This is a genomic window from Methylobacterium mesophilicum (assembly GCF_022179445.1).
GTDB lineage: Bacteria > Pseudomonadota > Alphaproteobacteria > Rhizobiales > Beijerinckiaceae > Methylobacterium > Methylobacterium mesophilicum.
This window is the reverse complement of sequence record NZ_BPQU01000004.1, coordinates 159,102-173,031: the sequence shown is the minus strand read 5'-3', so window position 1 is coordinate 173,031 and position 13,930 is coordinate 159,102. Positions and strand designations below refer to the sequence as shown.

Annotated in this window: 12 protein-coding genes (1 of these 12 running past the window's edge); 8 read left to right on the top strand and 4 right to left on the bottom strand. The window is 71.6% G+C overall.

Going from position 1 to position 13,930, the window contains the following annotated elements; all coding sequences use genetic code 11:
• Window positions 1-57 precede the first annotated feature (57 nt).
• The 4 genes from fumC (at window position 58) to MFF40_RS06820 (ending at window position 2,695) form a co-directional block, all read left to right on the top strand.
• On the top strand, window positions 58-1,473 hold the full coding sequence (gene fumC / locus MFF40_RS06835) for a class II fumarate hydratase (protein WP_147897132.1): 1,416 nt from the start codon (window positions 58-60) through the stop codon (window positions 1,471-1,473).
• A gap of 63 nt (window positions 1,474-1,536) precedes the next feature.
• Window positions 1,537-1,740, top strand: coding sequence for a DUF4169 family protein (locus tag MFF40_RS06830; RefSeq protein ID WP_147856634.1), 204 nt, complete (start codon window positions 1,537-1,539; stop codon window positions 1,738-1,740).
• Between the two features lie 25 nt (window positions 1,741-1,765).
• A complete protein-coding gene (locus tag MFF40_RS06825; RefSeq protein WP_147856633.1) occupies window positions 1,766-1,996 on the top strand; it encodes a ribbon-helix-helix domain-containing protein in 231 nt (76 codons plus the stop codon).
• Between the two features lie 81 nt (window positions 1,997-2,077).
• On the top strand, window positions 2,078-2,695 hold the full coding sequence (locus MFF40_RS06820) for a ParB-like protein (RefSeq protein ID WP_238260006.1): 618 nt from the start codon (window positions 2,078-2,080) through the stop codon (window positions 2,693-2,695).
• Window positions 2,696-2,830: 135 nt separating this feature from the next.
• Here the strand turns inward: MFF40_RS06820 and queE are convergent, their stop codons facing one another.
• Complete coding sequence (gene queE / locus MFF40_RS06815) at window positions 2,831-3,463, bottom strand: 7-carboxy-7-deazaguanine synthase (protein ID WP_238260005.1); 633 nt, start codon at window positions 3,461-3,463, stop codon at window positions 2,831-2,833.
• Window positions 3,464-3,717: 254 nt separating this feature from the next.
• On the opposite strand from queE, the gene MFF40_RS06810 reads away from it, so the two are divergent.
• From MFF40_RS06810 to MFF40_RS06795, 4 genes are all read left to right on the top strand, one after another.
• On the top strand, window positions 3,718-5,223 hold the full coding sequence (locus tag MFF40_RS06810) for a D-alanyl-D-alanine carboxypeptidase family protein (RefSeq protein WP_238260002.1): 1,506 nt from the start codon (window positions 3,718-3,720) through the stop codon (window positions 5,221-5,223).
• 64 nt (window positions 5,224-5,287) lie between these two features.
• A complete protein-coding gene (locus tag MFF40_RS06805; protein WP_238260000.1) occupies window positions 5,288-6,376 on the top strand; it encodes a CobW family GTP-binding protein in 1,089 nt (362 codons plus the stop codon).
• A 103-nt stretch (window positions 6,377-6,479) separates the two neighbouring features.
• Window positions 6,480-6,992 (top strand): hypothetical protein, encoded by a 513-nt coding sequence (locus MFF40_RS06800; protein ID WP_238259998.1) that lies wholly within the window; start codon window positions 6,480-6,482, stop codon window positions 6,990-6,992.
• Between the two features lie 57 nt (window positions 6,993-7,049).
• Entirely contained in the window at window positions 7,050-7,757 is a 708-nt protein-coding gene (locus MFF40_RS06795) for an endonuclease III domain-containing protein (RefSeq protein WP_238259996.1), read from the top strand.
• Window positions 7,758-7,766: 9 nt separating this feature from the next.
• On the opposite strand, the gene MFF40_RS06790 is transcribed toward MFF40_RS06795, so the two are convergent.
• From MFF40_RS06790 to MFF40_RS06780, 3 genes are all read right to left on the bottom strand, one after another.
• A complete protein-coding gene (locus tag MFF40_RS06790; protein ID WP_238259995.1) occupies window positions 7,767-8,084 on the bottom strand; it encodes an HPr family phosphocarrier protein in 318 nt (105 codons plus the stop codon).
• Window positions 8,085-8,358: 274 nt separating this feature from the next.
• Complete coding sequence (locus MFF40_RS06785; protein ID WP_378994524.1) at window positions 8,359-12,870, bottom strand: translocation/assembly module TamB domain-containing protein; 4,512 nt, start codon at window positions 12,868-12,870, stop codon at window positions 8,359-8,361.
• Window positions 12,871-13,930, bottom strand: the 3' portion of a protein-coding gene (locus tag MFF40_RS06780) for an autotransporter assembly complex protein TamA (RefSeq protein WP_378994521.1). It continues 1,010 nt past the right edge of the window; only the last 1,060 of its 2,070 coding nucleotides appear in the window; its start codon lies off the right edge, out of view; its stop codon occupies window positions 12,871-12,873.

The following is a 13,930-nucleotide window of genomic DNA, read 5'->3' as shown; positions in this document are numbered from 1 at the left end:
GATTCATCCGCGCCTCATTTAAGTAGGCACCGCACTGCACCAAACGTAGAGGCCACGATGTCGCCCACCGAGACCGGAACCGCCACCCGCACCGAGTCCGACACCTTCGGGCCGATCGAGGTCCCGGCCCACCGGTACTGGGGCGCGCAGACCCAGCGCTCGATCCAGAACTTCAAGATCGGCACCGAGCGCATGCCGGCGCCGCTGGTCCACGCCCTGGGCCTGGTGAAGCAGGCCGCCGCGCTGGTGAACAAGGATCTCGGCGCGCTGGAGCCCAAGCTCGCCGACGCCATCGCGGCGGCCGCCGCCGAGGTCGTGGCCGGCCGACACGACGACGAGTTCCCGCTCGTGGTCTGGCAGACCGGCTCGGGCACGCAGTCGAACATGAACGCCAACGAGGTCATCGCCAGCCTCGCCAACGAGGCCCTGGGGGGTAAGCGTGGCGGCAAGACGCCGATCCACCCGAACGACCACGTCAACCGCGGCCAATCCTCCAACGACACCTTCCCGACCGCCATGCACATCGCGGTCGCCCGGGAGATCAGCGGCCGGCTGATGCCGGCGCTGACCCACCTGCACACGGCGCTGGACGCCAAGGCCAAGGCGTTCGAATCGATCGTCAAGATCGGCCGGACCCACCTGCAGGACGCGACCCCGGTCTCGCTGGGCCAGGAATTCTCGGGCTACGCCGCCCAGGTGGCGCTCGGCGGCTCGCGCGTCGCCGCGACGCTGCCGGGCGTGCTGGCGCTCGCCCAGGGCGGCACCGCGGTCGGCACCGGCCTCAACGCGCATCCCGACTTCGCGGAAAAATTCGCCGCCCAGGTCGCGGCGCTGACCGGCCTTCAATTCACCAGCGCCGACAACAAGTTCGAGGCGCTCGCGACCCACGACGCTCTGGTGTTCACGCAAGGAGCGCTCTCGGCGCTGGCCGCCGGCCTGTTCAAGATCGCCCAGGACATCCGCCTGCTCGGCTCCGGCCCGCGCTCGGGCCTCGGCGAGCTGTCGCTGCCCGAGAACGAGCCGGGCTCCTCCATCATGCCCGGTAAGGTCAACCCGACGCAGTGCGAGGCGCTGACCATGGTCTGCTGCCAGGTGGTCGGCAACGCCACCACGGTGAGCTTCGCCGGCTCGCAGGGTAATTTCGAGCTGAACGTGTTCAAGCCGGTGATCGCCAACGCGGTGCTGCAATCGATCCGGCTGCTCGCCGACGCCGCGGTGAGCTTCACCGACAATTGCGTGGTCGGCATCAAGGCCAACGAGGACAAGATCGCCGACCTGATGAGCCGCTCGCTGATGCTGGTGACCGCGCTCGCCCCCTCGATCGGCTACGACAAGGCCGCCGAGATCGCCAAGACCGCCCACAAGAACGGCACCACCCTCAAGGAGGAGGCGCTGCGCCTGGGCTACGTGACCGAAGAGGAGTTCGAGCGCGTGGTCCGGCCGGAGACGATGCTGGCCCCCAGCGCCGATTGATTTTTTTGAGACTTGGCCGGTGCGGGTTGTCCTGCGCCGGCCGCGGGAACCGGGAGGCGATCCGTGGCCGAGATCATCAACCTGCGCCAGGTCCGCAAGGCAAAGGCCCGCGCGGCCGAGGAGTCGAAGGCCGCGGACAACCGGATCGCCTTCGGGCGGCCGAAGAAGGCCAAGACTCTGCAGCAGCGGCGCAAGGCCCTTGAGGTCGAGCGCCACGAAGGCCACCGGCTCGAACGCGACGAGCCGGATCCGGACGCGACCGTATGACCGGTTCACGTGCGGCCCGCGCGGCGTGAGCGCGGGCATCAGCAAGCGCTCCGTGGTGATCGCCGGCCACCGCACCAGCGTATCCCTGGAGGATCCGTTCTGGGTGGCGTTGCGGGAGGTTGCGGAGGCGCGCGACCAGTCGGTCCAGGCACTGGTCGGGGCTATCGATGCCGGGCGCGGCGGCCAGAACCTGTCCTCGGCGATCCGGGTCTTCGTGCTGGACGCCGTGCGGGCCGGACCGCTCGGCAAATCGTGAGCGCGATCGGGCTGCGCCGCCCTTCCGCTCCCCGTCCGTCCGTGTGATCTGCGCGACAGAACAACGCAGAAAGCCCGAGCCATGCCTATCCGCGAGCCGCTGCTCAAGCCGATCCCGATCGCCGATCTGCGCCCGACGCAGATGACGGTGGGCTACCGGGAGGTCGAAGAGAAGCGGCGGCGCTGGCGCAGCTACGACGGCGACAAGAAGAAGGCCTTCCTCGGGGCGCACATGATCCCGACCGTGCTCGGCCCCAAGAAGCGCCACTACGTGGTGGACCATCACCATCTGTCCCGGGCCCTGCAGGAAGAGGGCGTGGAGAGCGTGCTGGTCACGGTGCTGGCCGACCTGCACCACCTCGAGAAGGATGCGTTCTGGACGGTCTGCGATCACAAATCCTGGGTCTATCCCTACGACGCCGCGGGCGTCCGCCAGGATTTCAAGGCCATCCCGAAGGCGATCGGCGACCTCGTCGACGACCCGTTCCGAAGCCTCGCGGGGGAGCTGCGCCGGGCCGGCGGCTTCGCCAAGGACACGACGCCGTTCAGCGAGTTCCTGTGGGCGGACTTTCTCCGCCGCAACATCAAGGAGAAGCGCATCGAGGCCGACTTCTCCGAGGCGCTGGAGAAGGCGATGGCACTGGCCAAGTCCAAGGACGCGGGCTACCTCCCCGGCTGGTGCGGCCCCTCCGAGGGGTGACGGGCTGAGCGCGGTGCGAATCGCTCCGCACAGGGCATCGGCCACCGGGCCCGGCACCGGCTTGCGGAGGGCGACCATGATCCCGTTCAGCGACAGCGGGATCCGATCGCCGAGGGGCAAGGCGCGTCCGACCCCCTACGGAATCCCGATGATCTTGTGCGTCTGCAAGGACAGGCGCCAGCGGGCGTCCTGCCGGCAATACGCGATGGCGGCCTGGGTGCTGGCGCGCTGCTCCGGGCCGTCCATCGGCTGCAGGAAGCGGTGCCGGAAGGCGAGGCCGACGAAATCCGCCGGGTCGGCGTCGGCCTGGGGATAGACGAGCTTCAATTCGTGCCCTGTTTTCTGCGCCAGGGGATTGCCGCCCTTGGGGCTGACGCAGATCCAGTCGATCCCCGGGGGGGCAGGCAGCGTGCCGTTGGTCTCGATGGCGATCTCGAAGCCTTCGGCATGCACAGCCTCGATCAGGGGCGTGTCGAGCTGGAGCAGCGGCTCGCCGCCGGTGAACACGACGTAGCGACTCTCCGGACCCCCGGACCAGGTCCGCGCGATGGCGCCGGCCAACGCCGCCGCGTCGGCGAAGCGTCCGCCGCCCTCCCCGTCCAGGCCGACGAAGTCGGTGTCGCAGAACCGGCAGGCAGCGGCCGCGCGGTCAGCCTCGCGCCCCGACCATAGATTGCAGCCGGCGAATCGGCAGAACACCGCGGTGCGTCCCGCCTGGGCGCCCTCCCCCTGCAGGGTGTGGAAGATCTCCTTGACCGCGTAAGCCACCGCTGTTCCCGAACTCTTTTCGCCCGACCGCCATCCCGCACATAAGCGGCGGGCGGCCCGTAGACCACCGACAACCACGCGGCGCAGACCCCGGGATCCGTCTCGCCTTGCTCTTGCCACGGTAGCGACGTTCATGCCGTGATGCAGCACGACGACCGCCCCCAACGGTCCGGGCCGCGCGAATCCCGGCCTGCCGGCCGGACGTCCGGTGCCTCGGCGCCGACCCTGGCGATCCTCTGACGAGTCGGGCTCGAATGTCCTCTTCTCTCCTCCGGCGCGTAACCGTCGGATTCGCGGCGTTGACGGGTCTTCTCGGCACGAGCCTGATCGGGATCCAGGCCGCCGGCGCGTTCACCGCCCCGATCCTCGTGGTCGATGTCGATTCCGGCAAGGTGATCTATTCGCAGGCCCCCACCGATCCCTGGTACCCGGCCTCGATCACCAAGCTGATGACCACCTACGTCGCCCTGGACCTTGTGCGGCAGGGCAAGGTCTCGCTCGATTCCATGATCACGATCTCGGCGGCGGCGGCCTCCGAGCCGCCCTCCAAGATGGGCTTCAGGCCGGGCACGCAGCTGACGCTCGACAACGCCCTCAAGATCATCATGGTCAAGTCGGCCAACGACGTGGCCTACGCGATCGGCGAGACGCTCGGCGGTTCGGTCGAGGGCTTCGCCGACCAGATGAACGAGACCGCGCAGCGGATCGGCATGCGCGACAGCCGCTGGACCAACCCCAACGGCCTGCCCGACCCGCGCCAGTGGACCTCGGCCCGCGACATGGCGGTGCTGGCCCGGTCGCTGATCCGCGACTTCCCGGATTCCCACGACCTGTTCTCGATCTCGGCGATCCAGTTCGGCCGCGCCGTCATGGCCAACCACAACGGCCTGCTCGGGCGCTATCCCGGCGCCGACGGCATGAAGACCGGCTTCATCTGCTCGGGCGGGTTCAACGTGGTGGCGACCGCCTCGCGCAACGGCCGCCGGGTCATCACCATCGTGATGGGCCAGCCGAGCCCCCGCGAGCGCGACGTGAAGGCCGCCGACCTGTTCGACTACGCCTTCACCCAGAGCGCCGGCTGGACCAGCCCGACCCTCGACGCCCTGCCGGCCTCCGCGCTCGGCGCGCCGCCGGACATCCGCCCCTACGTCTGCGGCGGCAAGAAGCCCCCGGCGATCGACGACGGCGCCGGCGCGGTCAGCGCCCCGGGCTCGGCGGCGCAGCTCATCGGCGGCTCGGCGGCCAATTCCCCGGCGCTGGCGATGGCGGCCTTCTCCAGCTCGGCATTGCGTGCCCGGACGCTGCCGCCGCGGGCCCCGCTCCAGCCGATCGCGGTCTGGGTCGGGCGCAATCCGGCCGAGGGCCAGCAGATCCTGGAGGCTCAGGAGAACGCCCAGAAGGCGGTCGCCGCCAACACGCGCGCCGCCAAGCTCGAAGCCGCCAAGGCCAAGCGCGAGGCCGCGCTGCAGGCCGCCAAGCAGGCTCGCGAGACCCGGCTTGAGCAGGCCAAGGCGGCGAGCGCCGCCAAGGCCGCGGCCAGGCCGGCTTCGAAGGTCGCCGTGAAGCCAACCCACGGCCTGCCGCGCAACGCCAGCGCCTACACGTCCGTCGAGACCCCGGGCATGCCGGAGGCCAAGCCGGGCAAGGGTCTCTCGAAGCCCGCCGCCAAGCCCGCCGCTCACAAGGCGCCGGCCAAGCCCGAGGCCCGGAAGGCCGAGGTGAAGAAGCCTCAGGGCAAGAAGGCGGCGGCCGAGGAGTAGCGTCAGTCCGGCATCGCACCCGGGCGCGTTGCCTCCGGACCCGAAAACCCCCATCTCGGCGGCCATGTCGTTGACCGCCTCGCCCGCCTCTGATTCGCGCCGCCCCGAGCCGATCCCGCTCACCGTGCTGACCGGCTTCCTGGGAGCCGGCAAGACCACGCTGCTGAACCGGCTGCTGCGCGATCCGGCGCTCGCCGACACCGTGGTGATCGTCAACGAGTTCGGCGAGATCGGGCTCGACCACCTGCTGATCGAGTCCATCGACGAGGACATGGTCCTGCTCGGCGCCGGCTGCCTGTGCTGCACGGTGCGGGGCGACCTGATCGCCACCCTCGAGGACCTGCTGCGCAAGCGCGACAACGGACGGATCACGCCGTTCCGCCGGGTCGTGATCGAGACCACGGGGCTCGCCGACCCGGCGCCGATCCTGCACGCGCTGATCTATCACCCGTACCTGGTGCTGCGGTACCGCCTGCAGGCGGTGGTGACGGTGGTGGATGCGGCGACCGGCGCCGCCTCCCTCGACGCCCACCCGGAGGCCGTCCGGCAGGCCGCGGTGGCCGACCGCATCGTCCTGACCAAGGCGGACCTCGTCGGCGACACCGCCGGGATCCGGGCGCGGCTCGCCGCCCTCAACCCGGCGGCCCGGATCCTGCCCCCGGACGCCCCGGCCGACGACCTCCTCGGCGGGCTGTTCGGCCTCGACGGCAAGGGCGCCGACGTGCGCGCCTGGCTCGGCGACGCGGCCCTGGACCTCCCGCACCAGGCCGACGTGAACCGCCACGATGCGGCGATCCGGGCCGTGTGCCTGACCAGCGAAGCGCCGGTGCCGCGCCCGGCCTTCGAGATGTTCATGGATCTGCTGCGCTCCGGCCACGGCCCCAAGCTGCTCCGGCTGAAGGGCATCGTGGCGTTGGCCGACGACCCGGAGCACCCGATCGTGGTCCACGGGGTCCAGCACGTGTTCCACGCGCCCCTGACCCTGCCGGCCTGGCCCGACCCCGACCACACCTCTCGGCTCGTGCTGATCCTGCGCGACCTCGACCCGGCCTTCGTCCAGCGCCTCTGGGACGCGTTCCTGGGCCGGCCGCGGGTGGACGCCCCCGACGCCGCGGCGCTCACCGACAACCCGCTGGCGATCCCGGGGGGCTGATCCGCCGGGCGGCACCGTCCTTGAAGCCATCGACCCGAACGGCGCTTCCGAGGCGCCCCTACGTCCCGGACTGGGACGGTTGGTCGAAGGATCGGGACAGGCGATGGCGCAACGCTTCACCGTGATACAGGGCGGCCTCACCGGGACGGCGGTGCGCGAGCCCGCGTCGGAGCGGCCGCATCCCGGCCTCGCCCTGGCCTGGGGCCGGGACGTGCAGGCCGGCGCCCTTGCCCCGCTGGAGGCCGCCGAGGCGGTGGACCGTGCGATCCGCACCCGCCTGGCGGCCCTCGGCCGTCCGGTCCGCAGCGCGGGTGCGGTCACGGCGCCGGTTCGGGCCGTGGAGCGTGCGCGCCGGACGCGGACGATCCCGGCGGACAGCGTCCTGGGCGTACGGCCCGCGGGCTGGGCGCCTCAGGCGGTGTCCGTCCCGGTCTTCGATGATCGCGTTCCGGCCGCCACCGCACCGGCCGAGCCCGCGCGGGTCGGGGCGGCCGGCCGCAACTCCGCCCGGGGCGGCGCGCTGCGGCGGGCCTTGCTGCGCCGGGTCGATGCGATCGCGGTCGGTCTGTTCAACCTCGGCGCCGGCCCGGTGGCCTGGCGCCGGGCGCGGGGCTGAGCGGGGCCGTCAATCCGCCGCGTGTCGGGCCGGCCGTCGCCACCCTAGCTGGTCCGCATGGCGCGCGACACACTCCACGGCCTCCGGCCCAAACCCCGCCGGACCAAGGCCCCAGCGGCGCCCGCATCCCCCGGGGCGGCCGAGCGGGTCGAGGCCGTGATGGCGCGCCTCGCCGGCGCCGATCCGGACCCGAAGGCGGGGTTCGACGACACCGATCCGTTCCGGCTACTGGTCACCGTGCTGCTCTCGGCCCAGTCCACCGGCCCGACGGTGGCGCGCATCGCCGACGCGCTGTTCGCCCGGGCCAAGGATCCGGCGGGGATGCGGGCGCTGGGCGAGGCGGAGATCACCGACATCATCCGGCCGGTCGGGCTCGGGCCCTCGAAGGCACGTAACATCGTCAAGCTGTCCGCAGCCCTGATCGAGACCTACGGCGGCACGGTGCCGCGCAGTGCGGCAGAGATGCGCCTCCTGCCCGGCATCGGCCGCAAGAGCGCCGAGGTGACGGCGAACTTCGCGTTCCATGAGCCGGTGATCGCCGTGGACACCCATGTGTTCCGGGTCTCGAACCGGATCCCGCTGGCTCCCGGCGGCACCGTGGATGCGGTGGCCGACGGCCTGGCCCTCGCTGTGCCGGAGCGCTTCAAGGACGGCGCCCATGTCTGGCTGTTCCGGCACGGGCGCGACACCTGCACGGCCCGCAAGCCCGACTGCCCGCGCTGCCCGGTCTCGGATCTGTGCACGTGGCCCGGCCGGGAGATCTGAGCCGGCCTCCTACTCGTCCTCGCCGAATCGGTTCGCCAGCAGGGCCTCGATGCCGTCGAGGCAGATCTGCGCATCGGGGCCGACCGCCGTGACGGCGATGCGGGTGCCCATGGCGGCGCCCAGCGTCAGCAGGCCCATGATCGAGCGCCCGCCCACCGTCTCGCCAGCCCGGGTGACGGTCACCACGGCGTCGTAGCGTTCCACGGTCTGCACGAACTTCGCCGAGGCGCGGGCGTGGAGGCCGCGCCGGTTGATGATCGGCAGCATCCGCAGGAAGCCGCCCTCCGGAACCTCCGGATCGTCATCCGTCTCGAACAGCTCGTCCATCGCCCTTCGTGTTTCCCACCCGTACCGCAGCTGACCGCGCGGCTTGCTTCGACACCTAAGCAGACTTGGCCCGCGCGGCCAACGGATCTTCGGCCGAGCACTTTAAGCCGACGCAAGTTTTGAAGACAGAATTGCGCGGCCACCTGATGGGGCGCAGCCTGATCATTGGTCGAACGGTCTATGCGCATTCCCCCTCCACCGCAGAGGGGGGAGGAAGCGAGGGTGTCAGGTCTCGACAGTCAAATCCGCCAGCGCGAGGAGAAAGCTCCCGTCCCTACCACTCGTACTCTGCACCCACGCCCAAACTGGTGCGCCCGTCGCTTCCCGCCTCGCCCTTGAGCTTGATCCGGCGGGTGACATCGAAATCGACGCCGACGGCGGTGTCGGCGGGCTTGGCGCCGGCCTTCACGCCGACGGAGACCCGGTCCGAGATGTAGCGCGAGGCGCCGAGCGCCGGGCCGCCGCTGGCGCCCGTGGAGACGTCGAGGCTGTCGAGCCCGAGGCTCTTGCGGGCTTGCTCGAACACATCCGGCCCGGAGGCTCCGCCCGAGAGCTGCGCCACGGCCTGTGCCAGCTGCAGCGCCTGGAACGGCGACAGGCCTCCCGCGGCCTTCTTGAACAGCAGGCGTGACAGGATCTCGTCCTGGGGCAGCACCGGATCGGAGGTCAGGCTGAATTGCGGTGCGTCCGCATAGCCGCTCACCGCGACCCGGGCGGTGACGTCGCCGGCCTTGGTCTCGGCGGCGAAATCGAGTTCCGGCGTGGTCAGGCTGCCCGCGAAGGTCAGGTTGCCGCGGCTGAAATCGAGACGCTGCCCGACCAGCTGGAACACCCCGCGGCGCATGCCGAAGCCGCCGACCGCGTTCGGCGCCCGCGACGTTCCGGTGACTCGGAGCGATCCGCCGAGTTCGGCATCGATGCCGCGCCCGCGCACGAAGATCCGGCTCGGAGCCTCGATGCGCACGTCGAGGGTGGCGTCGAACGGTACGGCGGGTTTCTTCTGCCGTTTGCCGGGTGTGACTGCCGCCTTGCGGTCGGCCCGCAGCGCCAGCCGCGCCCGGACGTCGGGCGGCGTGTTGACGTGGCGCACGCCCGGCAGGGGCTTCACCGTTGAGGGCAGCCGATCGGGCACGGCCACGTCGATCGACACGATGTCGATCCGGCCGGCGATCCGCGGCGTCCGGGCCAGCGGGCCGGCCAGGGTGAGATCGACGCTCGACACCGCATTCATCAGCGGGCTGGAGACCAGCTCCGCCTTGTCGGCGGTGACATGGAACTGCCCGGGGAAATCTGGCTCCAGGGCGACCCGCCCTGTGACCGAGAGGCGGCCGCCGTTCCGGGCGGACGCCGTGAGGCTCTCGACCACGAGGCTGTCGCCGCGGCCGGTCACGCGCCCGTCGATCGCGGTCAGCCGGATGCCGTTGACCGGGTCGGTGAAGCTGCCGCCGCTCAGCACCGCCGAACCCTGGGCCTTGGGCGCCGCCAGGGTGCCGGTGACGCCACCGTCGATGGCGACCCGCCCGGTGACGCTCTGCCCGCCGGTGCTCAGCAACGTGTTGGCGAGGGACGCGTCGAGGGTGCCGCGGGCGCGCAGGTTGAGCGGGCCTCCGGCCTCGACGGGCAGCGAGCCCGCCACCGTCAGGGCGACGCCGCGCCCGGCCGTGACCCGGCCGTCGAGGCTGGCCTGCCCGTCCGATAGGGCTCCCTTGGCGCTGGCATCCACCGGCGGCAGGCCGGCCTGACGGGTCTGGGGTGCCACGAGTTTCGAGACGGTGAGCGCGTAATGGCCCTCCGGACGCCCCGCGGGGCCGTGCAGGTCCGCATCACCGTCCACCGTGCCGGAGAGGGCGAGATCGGGCGCGGCGATCCGGGCCAGCGACAGCGGCAGCGCGCGGATCGCCACCCTCAGGTCGAGGTCCTTGCCGGCCCGGCCCGAGACCGTGACCCGGCCGGTGCCCGCCGCGATCGACAGCCCCTCGATCACCGCGCCGCCGTCACGCAGAGTGACGGAGGCCGGCCCGGTCAGGGCGAAGCGGTCGCCGCCGCGGGCGGCCGAGAGGCGCTGGATCTCGATGCGGGTGTCGTCGTCCGGCACGACCCGGACCGCGCCGTCGAGGTTGAAACCGCGCGCCTTGGCGGTGAGCGTCACGTCGCTGCCCGCCGGGCTACTGAGCGCGGCGAGCCGGACCGTGTCGATCTGCTGGCCGGCGGCGAGGAGGCGGTCGGCGTCAAGGCGCCCGTCGAGTGCCGGGTGGGCGCGCAGGTCGCGGCCCTTCAGGTCGGCATCGAGGCGGTTGAGGCCGTAGGCGCCGTAGCGCAGGGCGGCGCCGGTCGCCCGGATCGCGGCATCCTGACGGCCTCCGTCTCGGGCGAGGGTGACCGTGGCGTCGAGCTGCCCGGCCACGGGCTCCGGGGCGAGCGGCGAGATGTCGGCGAGATTGGCTGCCTTCACGGATAGCGTACCGGCCGACAGCCAGGTCTCGGCCGCCACGGTGGCGTTGCCCGAGACGGCCACCGAGCCGAGGTTGAGGTCGAGCCGGTCGAGCACCCAGTCGGGCCCGGCCTTCGCCACGTGGGCGCCGCCGCGCAGCGCCTTGCCGGCGACGTCGCCGGACAGCGTGAGCGTGCCGTCCGGCGCAAGCAGGGCGTCGGAGAGGACGGCTTCGGCCCGCAAGTCACGGATCGGCTTGCCGTCCGCGGTCGCGGCCGGCGCCGTGACGGTCGCGGCAAGCTGGGGATGCTCGAGGGAGCCGGTCATGCGCGCGTCGATGCCGGCGCGCCCGGTCAGGCGCCCGTCGAGGTCGGCGAGGCTCTTGAGGTCGATGCGGCCGGTGACATCGGCTGTCGCCGAGGTCGCCTCGCCCTGCAGGGTGGCGGTCAGGCCCGAGCCCTCCAGGCGCAGATGCTCGAACCCGTAGCCGTCATAGGATTGCGACACCCGCCCCTGCAGCGTCGGCGCGCGGCCGAGCGCCCGGTCGGCCGCCGCGATGCCGGTGGCGAGGCCAGCACTGGTGACGGTGAGGTCGGCCGCCAGCGCCTTCCGGGCCGGATCGCCGGTGAGGCGTGCCTTGGCGTCGAGGCTGCCGGAAAGCCCGCGCCCGGCGAGGCCGGAGAACACCGCCAGGTCCGGCAGCGCGGCGTCGAGGGTGCCGGTCAGCGTGTTCTGTCCGACCCGTCCGGCGTAGCTCGCCTTGGCGGTATCGGATTCGATCCGGAGGCTCGACACGTCGATCACCCCGTCCGGCCCGGAGGCCGCCCGCAGGGTCAGTTGCGCGCGGCTGCCGAGAGCGCGACGCAGGGCCGGGTCCGCCAACCGCAGGCCCTCGACCTTGCCGTCCGCCGTGATGGAAAAACGCTGGGCGGACGGATCGCCCTGGGGATCGACCCCGAGGCGGGCCTCGATCCGGTCAAGGCTGGAATCCCGGCTGCGCAGGCCGGCCGCGTCGAGGGTCCCCCGCACCGTCGGCGCGGCGAGCGGCCCCTTCACGCTGCCGTCGAAAACCAGCGTGCCGATCTCGGCCTCGCCGGCCTTGGTCACCGCGCCCTCGGTGGGCAGCGCGCGGGCCTGGAGCGTCAGGTCTGCGATCCGGTCCTTGGTCAGGCTGCCGCTCGCTGCAAGCCGCGCGGTCCGCGAAGTCAACTCCAGCCGGTCGATCCGGAAGGCGCCGCTATCCGCGAAGGCGAAGCCGCCGTCGAGCTTGGTCGTGCCGGCGAAGACCGATGCGGCCGGACCCGGCACGAGGCCCTCGATCCGGGCCGCGAGGTCCAGGGCCAGCCGACGCTCGGCACCGATCCGGGAGATCTTGGCGCCGCCCTTGCCGCCGATATCCGGGCCGGCGGTGAAATCGAGATGGGCGTTCCAGGCATCCAGCGTGCCGGTGCCGACGAGGTCGAAATCGATCGGCGGCGTGCCGGGGACGTTGGCCGCCTTGGACAGCAGCCCGCCCGTCGGCTCGACCAGGTTGGCCTTCAGCTCCAGGCGGTCGCCCTGCGGCACGTAGACCAGCGACAGCAGGAAGCGCCCGGCCGCGTCCAGGCGCTGAGCCCGGGCCTGCAGATCGAGCCCCTCGCTTGCCGCCCCGAGCCGCGCCTTGCCCTCGACCGAGAGCCGCGCCGGCTGACCGGCCACGGGCTCGCCCAGCACCAGCTCGGCCAGCTTGAAGCCCTTGATCTCGACCTTCACGGGTAGGTCCGGCAGCAGCTTGCCGTCCGGCTTGGCCTCCGGCGGGGTCGGGCCGGGGATCGGCCGGCGCAGCACTTCGATCCGCCCGATCTCCAGGCTGTCCACCTCGAGCCGGCCCGATAGCAGCGCCAGCCGCCGCCAGACGATACGGGCGCGGTCGAGCTTGAGCCATACGCCGTCGCGGTCGCTCACCGCCACGTCGCGGATCGTGGCATCCGAGGACAGGGCCCCGTCCACCGCCCCGATCGCCACGCGCGACGACGGTGTCGAGAGCGCCCGGGACAGGAGCCCGCCGAGCACGGTTTTCTCGCTGTCGTCGGCGTGGGTCGTGTTCGGAGCGACGGACAAGATCGCGCATCCCAGAATCAGGCACAGGGCGATCAGGACCCGCGCGGCGCCCCTCCTCCTTTTGCGGGGGAAGGTGGCCCCCGAAGGGAGGCGGGAAAGGGAAGCGACGCCTCCGGAAAGGACGCGATGGGCGTGAAATCCTGCGCCGTCTCGCTTTCCCTCTCCCGACCCGGCCTGACGGCCGGCCCACCCTCCCCCGCAGAGGGGAGAGGGAGGGCGTCCGGATCCGCCCCGACCTCCAAAAAAATCTGCCATTCAGAACGCCTGCCCCAGGCTGAGATACAGAACAGCTGGGCGGACATGGCCGCCCTTGTAGGGATCGAGCGGGAAAGCGAGATCGGCGCGGATCGGGCCGATGCCGGTGTAGTAGCGCAGCCCGATGCCCACCGATTTCCGGATCTTCTCATCGAAATCCGGCAGGGCCGAGGCGAAGGCGGTGCCCGCATCGAAGAACGGCACCACCCCGATCGTGTCGGTGATCTTGATCCGCGCTTCGATCGACGCCTCCAGCAGGCTGCGGCCGCCGATCGGCAGGTTGAACGGACCGATCGGCCCGAGCGTCCGGTACGGGTAGCCGCGCACCGAGCCGCCGCCGCCCGCGAAGAACCGGAAATTGTCCGGGATGTCCCCAAGCGGCGCGCCCGAGACCGAGCCGAAGCCGATCCGCCCGGCGAGAATGTAGCGGGATTCGTCGTCCAACGAATAATAAGTCGAGCCCTGCGCCTTCGCGACGACGATCCCGGGCGACGAGATCGCCCCGGGATAGGCGGCGAGCGACGCGATCGCCCGGAACCCCTCGGTGGGATCGAGCAGGCTGTCGGTGGAATCGTAGGTCACCGAGGCCGGCACGCCGATCAGCCGGTAATTGACCGTACCGAGGGCGTCCTTCGAGCGCCCGGCCTGCGCGTCCAGCCCGATCTGCGCCGAGAACGTGTCGGAGAACCGATGCCGGATCGCGCCCGAGACCCCGCCGCCATCGACCAGGTAGCTCTGCTGCACCTCGCGGGTGATGAAGGCGTTGGCCAGGAAGTCGTTGCGGGTGCCGCCGAGCGCAGGCTGAACGTAGGTCGCCGACAGGCGCCCGCCCAATCCGTTGGTGCCGATCCCGGCGATCTTGCGCTGGGTTGCGAACGGGTCGTTGCCCAACCCGAGGTAGTAGATGTCGGCATCGAGCCGGAACGTCTCGCCGCCGCCGAACAGGTTGCGGTTGGCGTAGTACGCGCGCACGCCGGGCCCATCGACGGTGGAATACCGCGCGGAGACGCCGACGAGATTGCGCTCGCGTTCGCTCAGTTCTGCGAAGAGCGGCAGGTTT

Coding starts and splice junctions, on each gene's coding strand:
- fumC (WP_147897132.1), top strand. CDS start 58: ATGTCGCCCACCGAGACCGGAACCGCCACCCGCACCGAGTCCGACACC.
- MFF40_RS06795 (WP_238259996.1), top strand. CDS start 7,050: ATGGCGCGCGACACACTCCACGGCCTCCGGCCCAAACCCCGCCGGACC.
- MFF40_RS06800 (WP_238259998.1), top strand. CDS start 6,480: ATGGCGCAACGCTTCACCGTGATACAGGGCGGCCTCACCGGGACGGCG.
- MFF40_RS06805 (WP_238260000.1), top strand. CDS start 5,288: ATGTCGTTGACCGCCTCGCCCGCCTCTGATTCGCGCCGCCCCGAGCCG.
- MFF40_RS06785 (WP_378994524.1), bottom strand. CDS start 12,870: ATGGCAGATTTTTTTGGAGGTCGGGGCGGATCCGGACGCCCTCCCTCT.
- MFF40_RS06820 (WP_238260006.1), top strand. CDS start 2,078: ATGCCTATCCGCGAGCCGCTGCTCAAGCCGATCCCGATCGCCGATCTG.
- MFF40_RS06790 (WP_238259995.1), bottom strand. CDS start 8,084: ATGGACGAGCTGTTCGAGACGGATGACGATCCGGAGGTTCCGGAGGGC.
- MFF40_RS06810 (WP_238260002.1), top strand. CDS start 3,718: ATGTCCTCTTCTCTCCTCCGGCGCGTAACCGTCGGATTCGCGGCGTTG.